We start from the raw sequence: 17,910 nt of genomic DNA on the forward strand, positions 1-17,910 counted from the left end.
GGGGAGAGGAGGAAGTTAAATCTTCCCTATCCTCCCTATCCTCCCTATCCTCCCCATCTTCCCTATCCTCCCTATCCTCCCCATCTTCCCCATCCTCCCCATCTTCCCCATCTTCCAGTGCCAATCCTACACCTGTGTGGACGCTGATAAATACGGGTTCGTAGCCCCAATTGGAGAGGCGATCGCGCCATTGTTCCTGCTGTTGTGGCGTTACTAAATCACATTTATTCAAAGACAAAGAAACCGCTAAGCCTGTAGATTCGGCCTTGACTAAAAACCGACTTAATGCTATGGGTTCTAAATCTGGTTCTACCAAGGCAAAAACTAAGAGAATTTGATCGGCATTGGCAATAGGAGGGCGATTGAGTTCGGTTCGGCGAGGAAATACTTCTGCGATCGCGCCTCTTCCCCCAGCCCAGTCTGGTTCTTCAACTACCACGCGATCGCCCACCATCACCTGCTGACCAATTTTTTTTAGTCGCGATCTGCGGGTACAAAGGAGTAGAAGGGGAGAGACATTAGGCATTAGGTTCGATTCTGCACCTGAATCTTCACCACTAGAACCTGAGACTTCACCTATCTTGTCAGGGTTTACCAGTCCCGGATCTAACCGTACTTGGTAAAAATTGGCTTGAACAGCCAATACAGTACCCACAAGTAAGGACGAATTAACACTCATCCTTCTTCCTTGCGATCTCTTCCTTCTTCCCTCTGTTTAAAACCGATCGTGATTTCATCCTTCTAACTGCTAATTTCATCCTTCATCCTTCACAAGAGGACGCTGCACCTTTAGAGCAAAATAGTCTCGCTCCTGAGCAGCAACAAACTGTGTATCTAGAATCTGGTAGCCTTCCATTGTCAGACTGTCAGGTACTTGCTCAATCGGTTCGCCGGGATCTAGCCAAACTTCCAAAACTTCCCCAGGGGACATTTGTTCCAAACGGAGTTTAGTCCGCACAAAATTAATTGGGCAGGGAGTCCCCCGTAGATCCATCTGGATTCTGGGCTTTGAAGTTACACTTTCGCTCATTTTTGAAATAAATTCCCTAAAAACCCTTCAATCCCGCCTTTTCCCGTGCGATCGCCTTTCAGTTTAGCCAATTGCAACAACAGATCCCGCTCCTCCGTTGTGACACGGGTAGGAATATCAATCGCTACTGTAATCAAATGATCTCCGCGACTAACTGGGTTTCCCAACCGAGGAACGCCTTTTTTCTCTAAAGTCAAAACTGTATTCGGCTGAGTTCCCGTCGGAATCAACAACTCCGTCGGCCCATCTACGGTATCTACCTCCAAGCGACAGCCCAAAATTGCTTGCAGATAACTAATTTTAACTTCCGAATGGATGTTGATCCCCTCTCGCTTAAATACTGGGTCTTCATCCACCGACAAAAATACGTACAAATCCCCTGGAGGGCCGCCCATTTTCCCAGCATCCCCTTCATTGGATACCCGCAAGCGAGTCCCGTTGTCAACTCCTGGGGGAACAGTAATTTTCAGTTTTTTTGTAACTTCCTTTTGACCTCTGCCACCGCAGACTTCGCACTTGTCCTCAATTACCTGCCCGCTACCGTTGCAAGTGGGGCACACTGAAACTTGAGTAAAGCTACCGAAGGGAGTGCGGGTAGCACGGCGAACTTGACCCGTACCGCTGCAAGTTTGACAGGTTTGAGGTCTGGTTCCTGGTTTTGCCCCTGTACCGCTGCAAGTTTCGCAGGTTTCTAAATGTTTAATCCGAAGTTCTTTATCTCCACCAAACACTGCTTCTTGAAACTCTAGCTTCAAGTCAAGCCGTAAGTCGTCCCCACGCACGGGCCCTGTACGCCGACGACCTTGTTGAGTGGCAGCACCGCCTGCAAAACCGCTGAAGAAGCTCTCAAAAATATCAGCGAAGCTATCGCCGAAGTCTTGACTAAAGCCGCCTGCTCCAGCACCGGAAACGCCTGCTTCGCCAAAGCGATTGTAGCGCTCCCGCGTTTCTGGCTCTGAGAGAACCTCGTAGGCGCGGTTGATCTCTTTGAAGCGCTCTTCTGCGCCTGCTTCGTTGTTGACATCGGGGTGATACTTGCGAGCTAGGCGGCGGTAGGCACGCTTAATTTCTTCTTTATCTGCATCGCGAGAAACACCGAGTATTTCATAGTAGTCGCCGGCCATATAGCTACTTGCCTGGAGTAAGTAATAGTAAACTGTGCAAAAAACATGAGGGAGTTTTTAAGAGAGGGGAGATGGGGGAGAGAGGGGAGATGGGGAAGTTAAATCTTTCTTACCTTCCCTACCTTCCCCATCCTCCCCATCTTCCCTACCTTCCCCATCCTCCCCATCTCTCCATACTAGGAAGTTGTGGAATCAATCGCAAAAGGATTCATTTCATCAACTTCGGGATCTGCTGGCTGTTTACTTGGAGCTACTGCGATCGCTTCTTGGGAGGAGAAACTTTCAGCAGCAATAGCAGCGTCGTCTGAGTCTAGCATCTGTGGACTTTCATCCTCAGCGACCGACTTGTTAGACTCACTGCCGACTTGCTCGTAAACAGCAGAACCCAGGGAATAAAGCACTTGCTGGAAGGATTCTATCTGTTGCTTCATTTCCTCGTAGGGGATGTCAGGATTGGCGATCGCTTCGCGCAGAGCTGAGGCTGCTGTGCGGGCTTCGGCCTTAAGCTCGTCGCCAATGAATTTTGAATTAGCTTTTAAGCTTGCTTCATAATTATAGAACAGCGTATCGGCTTGATTTTTGAGTTCGACGAGTTCTTTGCGCCTGATGTCTTCTTCGGCAAATAGTTCTGCCTCTTGGCGCATCCGTTCGACTTCTGTTTCGCTCAAACCGCCGGTGTTGGTAATTTGAATGCTTTGTTCTCTGCCGGTGCCTTTGTCTTGAGCTGAGACTTTGAGGATGCCGTTGGCATCTATTTCAAAGGCAACCTCGATTTGAGGTACGCCGCGAGGGGCGGGGGGTATTCCCTTGAGCAGGAATTTACCCAGACTTTTATTATCTTTAATCAGGGCGCGTTCGCCTTGGAGAACGTGAATTTCTACTGAAGTTTGCCCGTCCGCAGCCGTTGAATACATCTGAGATCGGCTGGTAGGGATGGTAGTATTGCGCTCGATTACTTTGGTAAATACGCCGCCTAATGTTTCCAAGCCAAGGGAGAGAGGCGTGATATCCAGCAGTAGTAAGTCTTTGACTTCTCCACCTAAGACACCTGCTTGAATTGCGGCTCCTAGTGCTACTGCTTCGTCGGGATTAACGGAGCGATCGGGTGTGACACCCCCAAAGTATTTGCTAATTGCTTCTTGGACTGCTGGCGTGCGGGTTGACCCCCCAACTAAAATAATTTTGTCAATATCTTTCGGTGTCAAGTTTGCGTCTTTGAGAGCTTGAGTCACCGGATCGATCGTACTCTGTACCAGATGAGCCACCAATTTTTCAAATTGATTGCGAGATAGTTCCATCTCTAAGTGCTTGGGCCCCTTCTCGTCAGCAGTAATGAAGGGCAAGTTGATGGCTGTAGTATCTCTGCCAGAAAGTTCAATTTTGGCTTTTTCAGCGGCTTCGCGGAGACGCTGCAAGGCCATTTTGTCTTTTGAGAGGTCAGTGCCTTCTCTAGTACGGAAGGTTTCTACCATCCACTGTACTAGGCAGTTGTCGAAGTCGTCGCCGCCCAGATGGTTATTGCCAGCGGTGGCATTGACTTCAAAAATCCCGTCTCCTAGTTGGAGAATGGAAACGTCAAAGGTGCCGCCTCCCAAGTCAAAGACCAAGATTTTTTGATCTTGGTCTTGCTTGTCCAACCCGTAGGAAAGGGCGGCGGCTGTGGGTTCGTTGACGATCCGCAAGACTTCTAAGCCCGCGATCGTGCCGGCATCTTTTGTTGCTTGCCGCTGAGCGTCTGTGAAGTAGGCTGGGACTGTAATTACGGCTTGAGTGACTGTTTCTCCCAAGTAAGTTTCGGCATCTTGCTTGAGTTTCAGCAGTACCATTGCCGAAATTTCCTGGGGCGTGTAATTTTTGCCGCGAATTTGGACATCAACGGTATTGTCTTTGCCGTTGATGCAGGTGTAGGGAACGCGGGAGCGTTCTTCTTCGGTGTCTTCCCAGCGACGGCCGATGAATCGTTTAATGCTGTAGACGGTATTGGCGGCATTGGTGACAGCTTGGCGTTTGGCGAGTTGCCCAACTAAGCGATCGCCACCTTTGCCAAATCCTACAATGCTCGGAGTTGTGCGTCCGCCCTCTGAGTTTGAGATCACGACGGGTTGCCCCCCCTCTAAAACCGCTACGCAACTGTTGGTCGTACCCAGGTCAATGCCAATTACTTTTCCCATAGCGCTCCTTGAGAGAATTAAAAACGTAAAATTAAAAATTAAAGGAAAAGATATTTTTAATTTTTAACTTTACATTTTTAATTTTTAACTTGGGTCGGAGTTATTTTCCGATACTTTTTTGTTAACCTATGCTCGCAAACGCATAAGTTGAGTTACCCAGGACTTACACACCCAACCTCATAAACCGGGTTTTTTGACGAAAATACTTCGCCCGAACCCACAGATGCTCTCAAAAACCCGGTTTCTGGGACGACCTGCGTAAGTTCTATTACCTTTGCCACCAAGACTTACCAAATAATGTCCACAGGAAAGTCCGAGGAACACCACTTAGATGCCTAGCACCCAAACTCAAAAGAGTCTTTGGGAAAAAAGAGAATGCTAGCATACTTCAGCCTTGGTTAGCAAAATGTTTACTGTGGCTCAACTTCTTCAGAGGCGGGTTCGGGAGCTGCTGCCACTTTTACCATTGCATGGCGCAGGACGCGCTCTCCGAGCATATAGCCCCGCACCAATTCTTCTGCCACAGTCCCCTCCTCATACTGGTCGGTAGGTTCTCGCATTACCGCTTCGTGGAGGTTGGGGTCGAAAGGCTGACCTTCGGGACGCATCGGGGAGACTCCCACCCGTTTAAGGCAGTCTACCATTTGCTTATAAACGCTTTGGTAGCTTTTGTGTATGCCCATCTCGCCGTCAGTTTGCGGCTTAATATGGGATCTAGCCCGCTCGAAATTGTCAATTACTGGCAACAATTCCATGATTGTGGCACACTTCACTTGCAAATCCAACTCTTCTTTTTCCTTAGCAGTGCGCCTGCGGAAGTTCTCAAAATCTGCTGCCAGCCGCAAATTTTGATTTTTCAGATCGTCTACCTGAGCGGAACTTGCTTGTACCTGAGCTTTTAATGACTCATTTTCCTTAGTTGCGCTTGCCAATTCCGCCTTTAAAAACTCCAGGGCTTCAGCTAGCCCGGGATCGGCAAAATTGCCCCCTGACGTGGATGGTGCGTTTCCTGCCGGTTGTGAAGCCTCTGAACTCTGATATGCTTGAGCAATTTGAAGCTCCCAGTCGAGCGGTTCGTTCAAATTTCCGTCTGCTGGCGGTGTTTCGTCTACCGCTTGCACCCCTTCTGGAGCAGTTGCTGCTGAGTTGGGATCGTGGTATTGCTGGTTTTCCTCGTCAATCATAAATTTCTGTGCGACACAACCCACACAATTCTAGCAGTGGGAAGAGCCGCGCCCTCCCTTGTTAATTGCCAATAAAAAATGGAATCGAGTAAAAATTAACTCTGCGGTGCGAAAGCCTGCATTTTGCCCTGGCAGTTAGCCGGAGTACACAACATTAATTAAAATATATATCAAACATCGCGTAACAGGTTTGTACAGAGTATTATAGAGATTCTGCAAAACGGAAGCCAATCGCCTCTACAACGCGGGCAACTCCCAAGAATACAAATTTTACCGAAATCTGGTTAAGCCTGGATTGTAAAAACTCAAGACGGGAATTGCGTTAACCTAGACTTGAATGGGGCTGCTAATATTTTAATTAAATCAAGGAAAGCTATTCCGGCTCTCCGCAGGCTCAGCCTCCAGACCTGAGTTTTGTTCAAAAACTTATGAATTTGGCAGGTTTCTCTAAAATTGCAGCGGATTGGGGCTTCAGGGTCGCGATCGCTGACGTTAGCTGTAGGAAAAATTAAGGAGATCTACGGAATTAACTTATGACTAACACATTCGAGCGGCGACCCTCCACCTCCCTAGTTGTCCAGAGCAATTTCTCTCCGGCTCTCAACAAAATGATTCAGGCTGGTTATGTCAATACTGACCAGCTCAAGCAAGCCCAAATTGAATGCCGCAAGTCAGGAAAGCGCTTGACAGAGGTACTCGAAGCGATCACCGGCCAACCTCTACCCCCAGAATTGCTGCGCCATTACAAGAAGCAGCAGATGTTTGAACTCAAGCTGGTGTATGGCGTTGAAGCATTTGACCCCGAACTCACTCCGATTTCTACTGAGCAACTTGGTGGCATCCTCGATTTGTTAAAAATATCGATCGACACTTGCACTCAAGGGCGGTTTTTGCCTGTACAGAAGACGGAAACTGAGCCGCCATCAATTGTAGTGGCCATGGCCGATCCTGACAACCTTAACTCTCAAGAAGATTTACGCCGGATTTTGCAGCCTCACGGGTTGAGCTTTGTGCGGCGGGTAATTACTAAAGATGACTTCGATGAGATCGTTTCTGCCTACCGCGAGGATGATGCGAAGAAAGCGGCTGTAAAGGCGGCTAAAGAGAAGGAAGAAAAGCTACAGTTCGGAGGTGACAACTTTGAGGTCGAACTCGAAGAAATCAGTGGCGATGTAGAAGACATTGCTGTGTCCATAGATGATGCTGAAGCAGCTCCCGTAATTAAAGCTGTAAACGTCATTTTAGCTAAAGCTTTGTCAGAAAAAGTTTCTGACATCCACGTAGAACCCCAAGAAGAACATCTGCGAATTCGGATGCGGAAAGATGGAGTGCTGCAAGAATATTTTCGCTTTCCAAAACAGGTAGTACCCGCAATTACTTCCCGTTTCAAAATTCTTTCTAATATGGATATTGCCGAACGTAGGCAAGCTCAAGATGGTCGGATCAGGCGTAGGTTTGAAGGGCGGACGGTGGACTTCCGGGTTAATAGTTTGCCTTCTCGCTATGGTGAGAAAATTGTGCTGCGGATTTTGGATAGTTCCAGCACTCAATTAGGTTTAGGTTTGTTAATCTCTGACCAAGAAACTTTGGCTTTAGTTAGAGAAACTGCGAGTCGGCCTTTTGGATTGATTTTGGTGACGGGCCCGACTGGTTCTGGTAAGTCAACTTCGCTATATTCCATTCTGGCAGAAAAGAACGATCCGGGAATTAATATTAGTACGGCAGAAGATCCAATTGAATATGCTTTGCCCGGTCTAACTCAGTGTCAAGTAATTCGAGAAAAAGACTTGACTTTTTCTAACATTTTGCGGGCATTCTTAAGGCAAGACCCAGATGTGTTGCTGGTGGGGGAAACGCGGGATAAAGAAACGGCAAAGACGGCCCTGGAAGCTGCATTGACGGGTCACTTAGTGTTAACAACTTTACACACGAATGATGCGGCGGGTGCGATCGCGCGTTTGGACGAAATGGGCGTAGAACCCTTCATGGTGTCGGCCGCTCTTTTAGGCGTGTTAGCTCAGCGCTTAATGCGTCGGGTTTGTAGCGATTGCCGCGTTCCCTACACCCCCACCCCTGAAGAACTCGGTCGCTACGGCTTGTCAACTTCTCAAGAAGTGGATATTACTTTCTACAAAGCCAACATAGTACCTGTAGATGACAGGAAAGCGCTGGCAGAAAGGGGAGAATTGTGCAAAAAATGTGGCGGTGGGGGTTATAAAGGGCGCGTTGGTGTCTATGAATTTCTGAAAGTTACAGAGCGACTGCAAACCCTAATTACCCAAGGTGCGCCGACGGAACAAATTAAGGAAGCAGCGGTAGAAGAAGGGATGAAAACTTTGCTGGCTTACAGTTTACAGTTAGTGCGTGAAGGTGCGACTACTTTTGAAGAAGTAGAACGAGTAACGTTTACTGATACTGGTTTGGAGGCTGAATTGAAAGCTAAACGTAAACAGGGGCTCACTTGTAAGACGTGCCACGCTGAATTAAAGCCAGAAATGTTAGATTGTCCCTACTGCTTGACACCACGCTTTGTAGATTAATCCGGTGAGCAGGGAAGTAGGGGGAGCAGGGGAGCAGGGGAGCAGAGGGGCGGGGGAGATGTGGAAGATGGGGGAGATGGGGAGATGAGAAAACTTTTTCCCCAATTAGCAATTAGCAATTAGCAATTAGCAGTTAGCAATTAGCAGTTAGCAATTAGCAATTAGCTTTGCCAAGCTCCGCCCAACTAAGAATATGAGTTACATTGGTTTGTAAGTATCAATCTGATTCGGGAGACGTATCTATGGGTTTGATGATTGAGGACGTATTGGAGTCCCTTGTAGAGCAAGGCGGTTCGGACATTCACATCCAAGCCGGCGCACCGATCTTCTTCCGCGTCAGCGGGAAACTGACCCCTCAGCCACAATTTGGGGAAATTTTAGCTGCTGAGGAAGTCCAAACGCTGATCTTCCAGATGCTTAACAATATGCAGCGCAAGCACTTGGAGATGGAATGGGAGCTAGACTGTGCTTACGGCGTGAAGGGCTTAGCTCGTTTCCGGGTGAATGTCTACCGGGAGCGGGGTTGTTGGGCCGCTTGTTTGCGGGCTTTGGCTTCCAAGATTCCTAATGCAGATGCACTGGGAGTACCACAAGTATTGCGGGATATGACGGAAAGACCGAGGGGTTTGGTGTTGGTGACTGGCCAAACTGGTTCTGGTAAGACTACCACTATGGCGGCATTGCTGGATTTGGTGAATCGGACGCGATCGGAACATATTTTGACAGTTGAAGACCCGATTGAATACGTTTTTCCTAATATTAAAAGCTTATTTCACCAGCGGCAAAAGGGTGAAGATACTAAGAGCTTTGCGAATGCGCTAAGGGCAGCTTTACGGGAAGATCCAGACTGTATTCTCGTGGGAGAAATGCGGGACTTGGAAACTATTGGCTTGGCAATTTCGGCCGCAGAAACGGGTCACTTAGTATTTGGAACGCTGCACACTAACTCCGCTGCGGCAACTGTAGACCGGATGCTGGACGTTTTCCCTCCGATTCAACAGCCACAAATTCGAGCACAAATGTCTGGTTCCCTGGTGGGAATCGCCTCTCAAAACTTGGTGCCAAAAATTGGTGGCGGTCGTTGCTGCGCGATGGAAATAATGATGAATACACCCGCTATGGCTAACTTGATCCGGGAAGGAAAAACTGCTCAAATTTACTCCCAAATCCAGATGGGAGCGAAATTGGGGATGAGGACGATGGAAATGGCTTTAGCTGAACTTTTTAAAGCGGGCAAGATTAGCTGGGAAGCAGGAATGGGTAAAAGTGGCAAACCGGACGAGCTCGAACGCTTGATCGGGCCGGCACCCGCAGGGGCTAAGGCTGGAGCACACCATTAATTTTCTTGGGGGATTTGGGATGGGAATTTAAGCTGAAATTCGCCATCCTAAATCTACTATCTAAAATCTAAAATCTAAAATTTTCAGAGGTAAGAAATGGCTACCAATGTTCTCCGTGAGAAACCTAAAGCTGGTCTTAGTTTTGAGGCAATTAGCCATAAAATCGAGCTGGCAATGTCCAGTGTTACGATTAAGGATTTGGCTATTTTTGCCCGTCAATTTGCGGCAATGTTCAACGCAGGTGTGGCGATGGTCAGATGCCTTGCAGTGTTAAATGAGCAGTGTTCTAATCCGAAGTTGAAGAATGCGCTCACAAGTATTAGTGCGGATGTGGAACAAGGGAGCGAACTTTCGACGGCGATGCGAAAATTTCCTGATGTTTTCGATCAGCTTTTCCTAAGTATGGTGGGCGCAGGAGAGGTAGGTGGCGTGCTCGATGAAGTGCTGGAACGCTTAGCAGTTTTGATGGAGAAAAATCATAAGACACAGAGCGAAATTAAGTCTGCGATGTCTTACCCGAAGACAGTATTATTCATAGCGATTATAATTTTTTTCGCGATGACAATTTTTCTGCTACCAACTTTTGCTAAGATTTTCAAGGACATTGGTGCAGATTTGCCAGCATTTACCCTTTTTATGTTAAGCATCAGTGCTTTCTGTACAACTTGGCCACCCATTCCGCAAATGACGGTAATTGGCAGTCTTATCGGTCTTTCTTTTGCTTATAAGATGTATTACAAGACTCCAGTAGGCCGCTTGCAAATCGATAAAATTATGTTGAAAATGCCTGTGCTTGGGGATCTGCTAGAAAAATCGGCGGTGGCGAGGTTTTGCATCATTTTTGGGACGCTGACGCGATCGGGGGTTCCGATTCTAAATTCCTTGGAAATTGTGAGAGATGTGGCGGGAAATCAAGCGATCTCGAATGCGATCGAATATGCAAGGACTCAGATTATGGGTGGGGGTATGATTAGTATTGCTTTGCAAGAACAGGCTGTTTTCCCGGCCTTGGCAATTCAGATGATGGCTATTGGTGAGGAGACGGGAGAATTAGATAAGATGCTGATGAAAGTTGGCGCTTTTTATGAAACGGAAGTGGAAGAGGCAGTTAAAGCGCTCACGAGTATGATGGAACCTCTGATGATTGTTGTAATTGGCGGTATTGTGGCTTCGATTTTGCTGTCTATGTATCTGCCAATGTTCGCAGTGTTTCAGAAGATGTAGAAAATGGTTAACTGTAAACAGTTAACTGTTCATGGTTAACTGTTTACAAATTACTAATTAATATTTGAAGATGCCTATTAAACAATCACATTACGAAGCGTTGCTGGCAGAGTACAGTGAATCCTCGGCAGCGATCGCACTGCTGAAACGCTATCGCCTTTATCTGGAAATGATTCCGAGTATGCGCCGAGCTCACGAGAGTGTAATTACTATTCCACTGCCAGTTGTGCGCCTGCGCGACGGTGTTTCGCATTCGGGGATTAGCGGTGTCAGCATAGCACCTGGACAGGCTATTTGCTTGCCTTGCGATGTGGCGATTTTGATGTGCGATCCTGAGTGGAAGGTGAAAACAGGGGTAGAAATTTTGATTTTTATCCACCGCTATCAGGAGGATTATTCAGAATTGCTGGGTCGCTGGCGGCAGGCTCAAGTTTGGTTGGATAAGGGTTATGAGTGGGTGATGTCCCACAGTTATAGGCATATTTACAGTGAGGAAGCTGAGGAGATTCATCCGCTATTTGTGTTGTTTGAAGATACGCCGGAACGGATTCAGCGGGGGTTGAAAGGTGCGGGTTTGCCGTTTGTGATCGAAAGTTTTGAGGCGGCTATTGAGGATGAGGAATCTGAGTCTTTTTCGGCTGATAGTCCGCCGATAACTAGCGATTAGTTGGTGGTAAATGGTTGTGGCTAGCGCTGATTTTAGGGATAACTATGCCCTCTAATTCTTAATTATTTATAATATATTATTAATATTATTAATAGTTTGTGGTAAGTAAATTTAAACGTTAGCCTTGATCGGAGGTGGTAATGACTATTCAGAAATTAAATGGTGGTTGTCAATGCGGGGCCATTCGATATGAAGTCATAGGTGAGCCGATAATGGCTGCTATTTGTCACTGTTCTATGTGTCGGCGTGCTCATGCTGCTCCATTTGTGGCTTGGGCTATGTTTGAGCAGTCACAGGTTAAATTCATTAAGGCACAGCCGAAGACTTACAATTCATCGGTGGAGGGGAAACGTGGTTTTTGTTCTGAGTGTGGGACACAAATTAGCTTTACTGCGGATTTTTTACCAGGTTTGATTGATATTACTATTGGTAGTTTGGATGACCCCGATCGGATTAAGCCAATGCTGCATTACTGGGATTCAAAATGTTTGTCATGGGTGCAGTTTGCAGATAATTTGCCTCGCTATCCAGAGTTTCCTCCGCTGTCGTGAAGTCAGTTTCTCAGATGGATTTAGATTCCCGCAAATCTGTAGTCAGACAATTTTGCGAACAAGAGCTTGTGAGTTTGTGTAAGACAACAGAATGCTACATTTTGAGAGTTTTATAATTTGTGTTTATTTTAAGCAAAATAGGCTGATGGAACGATCGCGATCGCACCTCACCCCCGAATCGCCATCCCAGACCATCTAGACCAACTATCCTCAGCGATCGCTCCCAAAAATATCTTGCCAAAAATCACGACTTATGTATGACTTGACTAACGTCACGAACTACGCGAAACTTAACAGACAACTGACGTACTGCTTCCCGATATTAATAACTTTTGTTAAGTTATGACTCGCAACCTCTCAATTAGTCACAATTAATCTAAAGGTTTGCGAGTCAGCCAATCTTCTTGAAGCGACTTCAGCAGGCATCGCCGCTAGCTTACTGGTGCCGGTGTCTACTCCCACAACGACCTAGCAACTAGCCAGGATTTATGGAAACACTAGAATTTGTGATTTATCCAGATGGTCGCGTGCAGGAAAAAGTCACTGGCATCGTCGGTGCATCTTGCGCTGAGGTAACTGCTGCGATCGAAGCCCAGCTTGGCTTAGTCCTCCATCAGGAGTCAACCTCTGAATATTTCGCAGCTCAACTGCATCAGTCAGCGGAAGCTACAGCGAAAGTAGCTTTGAGCGATTGGTAAATTGTTTTGTTAACTTCTTTAATTACTTGAATATCACCATGTCACACTTTAGCCAAATCAAAACCCAAATCCGCAATCTGACCTCCTTACAAGCTGCTTTGACCGATCTCGGTATCAACTGGAAAGCAGGCCCTTCCCAAGTACGCGGCTATCGCGGCCTCACTAACACTGCTGAAATAGCGATCGAACAAGAAAACGGTTATGACGTTGGATTTAGCTGGAACGGTACTGAGTACGAATTGGTTGCTGATTTGCAATTTTGGCAGCAAGCTTGGTCTGTAGATCGCTTTCTCAATAAGGTGACTGTGCGCTACGCTTATCATACTGTTGTGAATGAGAGTGCGAAGCAAGGTTTTCAAGTTGCGGAACAAAAGCAAAATCAAGATGGTTCAATCCGCTTGGTAGTGCAGCGTTGGTGCGCTTAAAAATTTACAGGTGGAAACCTTTCAAAATTACCAGAAGTTCGTAGTCAGGACTTTAGCCCTTACTTGTAGGTTTGGCAAGAAAAGACTTAAGTCCTTACTACGATCTAGTTTTTCGAGGCTTTTGTCAGAGGTCGAATTAAAGTCCGCGCAGGCGGACTTATTATTTATTGGAAGAGGTATAAATGTCAGAACTTTCTCCAATACCAATAGAAAGTATGAGCGATCGCTCTGGTTTAGAGCCGGAGTTGGGCGGATTTTTGCGGGATGCGCCGCAGCGTTCGGGTTTAGAACCCGAATTGGGCGGTATGCTGCGACAGAAGGGGGTTTATGTTGATGAAATTACCTGTATCGGCTGCAAACATTGCGCCCACGTTGCTCGTAATACATTCTACATTGAGCCGGACTATGGGCGATCGCGCGTGGTACGACAGGATGGGGACTCTGAGGACTTAATTCAGGAAGCGATCGACACTTGTCCAGTTGATTGCATCCACTGGGTTGATTACACTGAACTTAAGAAATTGGAAAACGAGCGCAAAGATCAGATCATCCCCCTGATCGGGTTTCCCGTCGATCGTGCTACGGTTCAGGCTCAAATCCGCCAACGCCAAAAAGCGAGGCGCGATCGCAAACGCGCCGATTGAAGTTATCACTATTTCTCACAAAATCAAAGGGTGGGCGCTGCTACAAACTATACTTCGATCGCTAAATATAGGTAATCCAGCACCCTCACCCTACAAGCTACTTGAATTTTTCCCAAGTTAAAATCATGAAATATCCCTCCATGTTTGCGGCATATACTTACAAAATTTATAAGTAAATCCACCTCATTAAACGTAAAAAACAGAGGACTAAAAAGCTGGCTGCGTATGTTTTCTTTCCTCCCTATCTCCTAGATAACTAAATCATTATCTCCTAGATAACTAATCTCCTAGATAACTAAATCCTTCTTCCTTTTTCCTTTCAAATTTTCAGCCTTGAATCGGCTTTCCCTCGCGATTAATAAGGCGACTTTTTGCATCAACAGCCGTAACATCCTCATAAACACCCTCATCGCGCTTCACATACTTGCTAAACCCAGCGCTCTTGTAATCAGTATTTGATGTCGGCATTATCAGTCTTGGCGCACTCAGCAAACGGCGCACAGTAGCGTCTTCTGGAGTATCTCCGGGATCGCATTTAGCTAACTTGCACAGTTCCCCCCAAGTAGTCACTTGCTGGTTCATACTGTGCCAAACTTCGACCCGTTCGTTATTGGTGGGACAAAAATAATCGTAGATAGGCATGGAAATAATCTCGATCGCAATGACTCAGATTACTGGCTTTAGACTACATTTCTGCTATTTTAGCTCAACTATACCCCGAATTGCAAGAGAAAAATTTTAAACTAGGGATTTGTTTGCTCCCAATTTACCCATAAATCTCGATTGTAATCTTAATCACAATCGGAATCGCAATTAAATTTTGAAAGCGATAGGGATAGGGATAGCGATATCATATAATTAACCCTAGCAGGCTAGCTCTTCCTAAACGATCGAACCTGCTCAGAGAAATATAGCAACTGCCAAAGTGATTAGAAGGCTCTTAATTGCTGAAGCTACTGTTTTGATTGCATCTTTCCTCTGCCTCCAGCATAGCAGCCTTCTGCCTTTTGCGATATTTCCTCTTGAATCCCCTGTGCTTTAAAGTAAGTATGGCTCTATTACCAGTAAACTAATGGCAGTAAAAATTACTCTCAAGCTCCTAAAAGATTTACCATAGTTTGCTAGCGATACTCAAGCGATCGCACTGTCTAACTTTCAGTTTGATTTATCTATTACTACCGAGGATTTCTCCATGAGTGATTTCAAAGTTACGCCAGAAGTAGAACTAAATATAGCTCAAATGTTAGAGCGATACCAGTTAGAAGATGAAGCAATCCTACGGCGTTGGGCCAAGCTGCACGGCATCAATAGCAGTCGAGGTTTTTACTATCCTAGCGAAGTAGATTTAATCGATCACGTTCACCACCATATTTACAATTTGGGAATGAGCATAGCTGACTACCAAAATCTTTTAGACCGCCGCCGCAACCATTCCCAACCTGCTGCTGAATCAAATAAAACTATTGCTAATCAGGTCGCTGATGAAGCTTATGATGCTATCGAAATGCTGACGGAACAATACTCAGAAGCAATAGATTTGATGGGTGAAAGAATTGCCGATCATTTCGTAGACGAGCTAGATTTATCGGTGATGCGACATCTCGCTAAAAAGGTACAAGACCGACGAAAACTCAACGGTCAGGCTAGACCTAATCGGTTTGTCCAAATCATTAAAGCAGTGATGCAACCTAACGGCAATACACTACTGGTACCTAAACACAATGAGGAATCTAGTATCGAACTTGAACACCACCATCGACTCGGCTAATAATTAGACACAATTGCAAAGGCGAAGCTGATACGCCCGAAGTCATCATTAAAAGCCAAAAAAATCTGCATTAGCTTGACTCCGACATAATTTTTGCAATTTGTTTATTTTTTGCAACCCTAAAAAGTTACCTCTAAGAGCGGCCTTATGACTCTCCTAAAGGTAACTTTTTATTCATAAATTCGAGCGCTATGACCTGTTTTAAACAGGACTTACGCACCCAACCAAAGAAACCGGGTTTTTTGAAGAAAATACTTGGTTGTTACCCATAGATTCTCTCAAAAACCCGGTTTCTGGGACTCCCTGCCTAAGTCCTACAAACTACTACCGAGAACGACCCTCTCCTGAGTTATCTAGACGAGGTTCAAGATTAGGATCTGGGGCATTAGTAGCACCCGGTGGGGCTACATTGTCATCTGAGTTATTAAAACCAGGCCCGACACTAGGGCCTTCTTGGTTATTGCTATCAGGCATACTCGTACCATCCTGATTAGTGCCATCGCGCCTCATCATTGTACCATCCTGATTAGTGCCATCGGGCACGACCGTGCCATCCTGATTAGTGGTACTAGGTGTCATCCTAGTACCGCAGTCCTGAAGAGGTGTAGTAGGTGCAACATCCCTAGCAGTCTGGTTATTTAAATCAGGCTCAGTATTTCTGTTGTTCAGATTAGTAGTAGCAGGGGTACCATTCTGATTCGGATTTATACACTCCGGTGTCATCATCGTGCCGTCCTGATTGGTTGTAGCAGGAGTGCTTTGGTTGACTGGGTAGTTGTTAGTAGAATTTGGATTCGAGGGGGCGGGGGCATCCACCGTACCCCTTGGCAGAGTATTAGCGTCGGTGGGTGATTCATTGGTTTGGGAAAATGCTGGCACACCGACTAGCGAACCCATACCCACAATTCCTACCAAACTGGTAAGAATCCTAAACGAATTGATGCGATTTACTAATTTGACCGGCATCTTTTTTTCTCCTGTTACTATCTGATAGTTTGAGCAAATATTCTGCTGTTGTATCTGGTTAAGTTCAACAAAAATCTATTTGCAAACTATCCACTAAATATTTCTGGTTGATTTATCTATTAAAGCTTCTGTAACAAAACATTAAATCCACCAATTTATATAAATCAATCTACCTCTATTTTTATAGAAAAACCCATCGACTAAGCTTAACCCTTATTACTATAGACAGAATAATCTTTGACCTTGGTCTGCTGTAGGTTGTTTTATAGCTCTAACTTCGCTATCTTTGCTTGTAAATTCATCTCATCCCAAAAACTTTATTCTCGAACACCATCTTCAGTCACAATTCTAACTACAGACTGATGTCAGACTCTTCTTTATGTGCCACAATCGCTCTATAATTACTTAGAGTCCCTCTCTAAAATCGATCGGTATGATTTGCAAAAGGGTAGAAAAATGATTAAATCGTGGATGGTAATTGGAGGCGTTGCCTTTTTAGTAGCCTTAGCTAGTAGTTTAATTAGACCTCGCGACATCAAGTGGTTCAACCGCTTGCAACGACCCAAATGGTTAGTGTTTGAAAAAGCAATTCCAGTTATTTGGACGGTAATTTTTATTTGTGCTGCTTGGTCAGCAGTTATCGTCTGGGAAAAAGAACCGGGAACTTCAGCAACTTGGCTGCGAATGGGATTGTACCTACTTTTAGAATTAGTAACAATAGCTTACACGCCTGTGATGTGCATTGTTCGCAGCCTCAAAGTTGGTACTATTATTGGGGGAACGGGTGCGATTTTAAGTATTATAGTAGCTCTGACTATCTGGCCAATTTCGACTTCTGCGGCCTTGCTGCTACTTCCTTATATAGTTTGGAGTCCCATTGGTACTTATACTACTTGGGAAATGATGAATCTTAATCCGGCAGATGCTTGAGTAATTGTTAACAGTTAACTGTTAACTGTTAATTGGTAACTGGTAACTGGTAATTGCTAATTGTATACTATTTTCAGCTAGAACTTGTAAGGTGAGCGATCGCCAACAAATATTGATGATAAGTTATGAGCTTATTCACGGCGACCGCCCTCTTACATTTTAGTGCATAAATCTTATTCTTGTTACAGGAATTATCCGAGTCGATATTATTTAAGAGGATGGTGATCGGCGAGGATTTTCTCAACTCTGGCTTCATCAATACGAGCAGTTAATCTTGTAGCTTCGTGGTTATCTCTAATGGTTTTTGCCAGCGTAAAAGAGGAGCCGACAGAGAAAGTTAATCCCATCCCCATAAACCCTTTTACCCAGTTATCGACTGGCAAATAAATAATGCCAAAAGTAGTCGCGGAAAGGGCAAGAATAAAAGAAGCCCAACACTGAATCACCCAAGCTGCTGTATCTTTTTGCTGTGCAATTGGTTGTGGCATATTCCCTCTGGTTGTGATTTGCCGATTAGTTAATTAAGTTACACAATAGACATAGTTAATTAAAGGCGGTAGGTGACAAGGACACTTTGTAAAACTGAACAATGCAATTGGACTTTTAGTTTCGGGGGAAAAACGCTGAGGATAGGGTTTGAGCTTCCAA

At 45.6% G+C, this 17,910-nt stretch carries 19 protein-coding genes; 10 read left to right on the top strand and 9 right to left on the bottom strand.

Going from position 1 to position 17,910, the window contains the following annotated elements; translation table 11 throughout:
• The 5 genes from rsgA to grpE form a co-directional block, all read right to left on the bottom strand.
• A partial coding sequence (gene rsgA, locus OSCIL6407_RS33380; protein WP_148288875.1) for a GTPase RsgA occupies positions 1 to 679 on the bottom strand: 679 nt, incomplete at its 3' end.
• Between the two features lie 75 nt (positions 680 to 754).
• Positions 755 to 1,030: a sulfurtransferase TusA family protein gene (locus OSCIL6407_RS0108025; protein ID WP_007356386.1), complete on the bottom strand. Its 276-nt coding sequence runs from the start codon at positions 1,028 to 1,030 to the stop codon at positions 755 to 757.
• The gene (dnaJ, locus tag OSCIL6407_RS0108030) at positions 1,027 to 2,154 is read right to left on the bottom strand and encodes a molecular chaperone DnaJ (RefSeq protein ID WP_007356387.1); all 1,128 of its coding nucleotides are present in this window, start codon (positions 2,152 to 2,154) and stop codon (positions 1,027 to 1,029) included. Before dnaJ ends, OSCIL6407_RS0108025 begins: the two co-directional genes overlap by 4 nt.
• 176 nt (positions 2,155 to 2,330) lie before the next feature.
• On the bottom strand, positions 2,331 to 4,325 hold the full coding sequence (dnaK, locus tag OSCIL6407_RS0108035) for a molecular chaperone DnaK (RefSeq protein ID WP_019487095.1): 1,995 nt from the start codon (positions 4,323 to 4,325) through the stop codon (positions 2,331 to 2,333).
• Between the two features lie 410 nt (positions 4,326 to 4,735).
• Positions 4,736 to 5,509 (bottom strand): nucleotide exchange factor GrpE, encoded by a 774-nt coding sequence (gene grpE, locus OSCIL6407_RS0108040; protein ID WP_019487096.1) that lies wholly within the window; start codon positions 5,507 to 5,509, stop codon positions 4,736 to 4,738.
• A 533-nt stretch (positions 5,510 to 6,042) separates the two neighbouring features.
• Between grpE and OSCIL6407_RS0108045 the strand changes: the two genes are divergently transcribed.
• The 5 genes from OSCIL6407_RS0108045 to OSCIL6407_RS0108065 all read left to right on the top strand — a co-directional run bounded on the left by OSCIL6407_RS0108045 (position 6,043) and on the right by OSCIL6407_RS0108065 (position 11,831).
• On the top strand, positions 6,043 to 8,049 hold the full coding sequence (locus tag OSCIL6407_RS0108045) for a GspE/PulE family protein (RefSeq protein ID WP_019487097.1): 2,007 nt from the start codon (positions 6,043 to 6,045) through the stop codon (positions 8,047 to 8,049).
• A 242-nt stretch (positions 8,050 to 8,291) separates the two neighbouring features.
• Complete coding sequence (locus tag OSCIL6407_RS0108050) at positions 8,292 to 9,389, top strand: type IV pilus twitching motility protein PilT (RefSeq protein WP_007356525.1); 1,098 nt, start codon at positions 8,292 to 8,294, stop codon at positions 9,387 to 9,389.
• A gap of 96 nt (positions 9,390 to 9,485) precedes the next feature.
• A complete protein-coding gene (locus OSCIL6407_RS0108055) occupies positions 9,486 to 10,613 on the top strand; it encodes a type II secretion system F family protein (RefSeq protein ID WP_007356524.1) in 1,128 nt (375 codons plus the stop codon).
• Positions 10,614 to 10,683: 70 nt separating this feature from the next.
• The gene (locus OSCIL6407_RS0108060) at positions 10,684 to 11,280 is read left to right on the top strand and encodes a hypothetical protein (protein WP_007356523.1); all 597 of its coding nucleotides are present in this window, start codon (positions 10,684 to 10,686) and stop codon (positions 11,278 to 11,280) included.
• Positions 11,281 to 11,420: 140 nt separating this feature from the next.
• Entirely contained in the window at positions 11,421 to 11,831 is a 411-nt protein-coding gene (locus tag OSCIL6407_RS0108065) for a GFA family protein (protein WP_007356522.1), read from the top strand.
• A gap of 94 nt (positions 11,832 to 11,925) precedes the next feature.
• On the opposite strand, the gene OSCIL6407_RS35280 is transcribed toward OSCIL6407_RS0108065, so the two are convergent.
• The gene (locus OSCIL6407_RS35280) at positions 11,926 to 12,072 is read right to left on the bottom strand and encodes a hypothetical protein (RefSeq protein WP_155523385.1); all 147 of its coding nucleotides are present in this window, start codon (positions 12,070 to 12,072) and stop codon (positions 11,926 to 11,928) included.
• Between the two features lie 247 nt (positions 12,073 to 12,319).
• Between OSCIL6407_RS35280 and OSCIL6407_RS0108070 the strand changes: the two genes are divergently transcribed.
• The 3 genes from OSCIL6407_RS0108070 (at position 12,320) to OSCIL6407_RS0108080 (ending at position 13,598) form a co-directional block, all read left to right on the top strand.
• Positions 12,320 to 12,529, top strand: a complete 210-nt coding sequence (locus OSCIL6407_RS0108070) for a DUF2997 domain-containing protein (RefSeq protein WP_007356520.1) — start codon at positions 12,320 to 12,322, stop codon at positions 12,527 to 12,529.
• Between the two features lie 38 nt (positions 12,530 to 12,567).
• Positions 12,568 to 12,954: a DUF1257 domain-containing protein gene (locus OSCIL6407_RS0108075; RefSeq protein WP_007356519.1), complete on the top strand. Its 387-nt coding sequence runs from the start codon at positions 12,568 to 12,570 to the stop codon at positions 12,952 to 12,954.
• Between the two features lie 182 nt (positions 12,955 to 13,136).
• A complete protein-coding gene (locus OSCIL6407_RS0108080; protein WP_007356518.1) occupies positions 13,137 to 13,598 on the top strand; it encodes a ferredoxin in 462 nt (153 codons plus the stop codon).
• A gap of 327 nt (positions 13,599 to 13,925) precedes the next feature.
• On the opposite strand, the gene OSCIL6407_RS0108085 is transcribed toward OSCIL6407_RS0108080, so the two are convergent.
• Positions 13,926 to 14,240, bottom strand: a complete 315-nt coding sequence (locus OSCIL6407_RS0108085) for an FmdB family zinc ribbon protein (RefSeq protein ID WP_007356517.1) — start codon at positions 14,238 to 14,240, stop codon at positions 13,926 to 13,928.
• Positions 14,241 to 14,790: 550 nt separating this feature from the next.
• Here OSCIL6407_RS0108085 and OSCIL6407_RS0108090 point away from each other — a divergent pair.
• Positions 14,791 to 15,366, top strand: a complete 576-nt coding sequence (locus OSCIL6407_RS0108090; protein WP_007356516.1) for a hypothetical protein — start codon at positions 14,791 to 14,793, stop codon at positions 15,364 to 15,366.
• Positions 15,367 to 15,690: 324 nt separating this feature from the next.
• Here the strand turns inward: OSCIL6407_RS0108090 and OSCIL6407_RS0108095 are convergent, their stop codons facing one another.
• Entirely contained in the window at positions 15,691 to 16,332 is a 642-nt protein-coding gene (locus OSCIL6407_RS0108095) for a hypothetical protein (protein ID WP_007356515.1), read from the bottom strand.
• Positions 16,333 to 16,788: 456 nt separating this feature from the next.
• On the opposite strand from OSCIL6407_RS0108095, the gene OSCIL6407_RS0108100 reads away from it, so the two are divergent.
• Positions 16,789 to 17,262, top strand: a complete 474-nt coding sequence (locus tag OSCIL6407_RS0108100) for a TspO/MBR family protein (RefSeq protein WP_007356514.1) — start codon at positions 16,789 to 16,791, stop codon at positions 17,260 to 17,262.
• A gap of 206 nt (positions 17,263 to 17,468) precedes the next feature.
• Here OSCIL6407_RS0108100 and OSCIL6407_RS0108105 read toward each other — a convergent pair whose 3' ends face one another.
• Complete coding sequence (locus OSCIL6407_RS0108105) at positions 17,469 to 17,750, bottom strand: YiaA/YiaB family inner membrane protein (protein WP_007356513.1); 282 nt, start codon at positions 17,748 to 17,750, stop codon at positions 17,469 to 17,471.
• Positions 17,751 to 17,910 lie beyond the last annotated feature (160 nt).

The organism is Kamptonema formosum PCC 6407, assembly GCF_000332155.1.
In the GTDB taxonomy this organism is placed as follows: Bacteria; Cyanobacteriota; Cyanobacteriia; order Cyanobacteriales; family Microcoleaceae; genus Kamptonema; species Kamptonema formosum.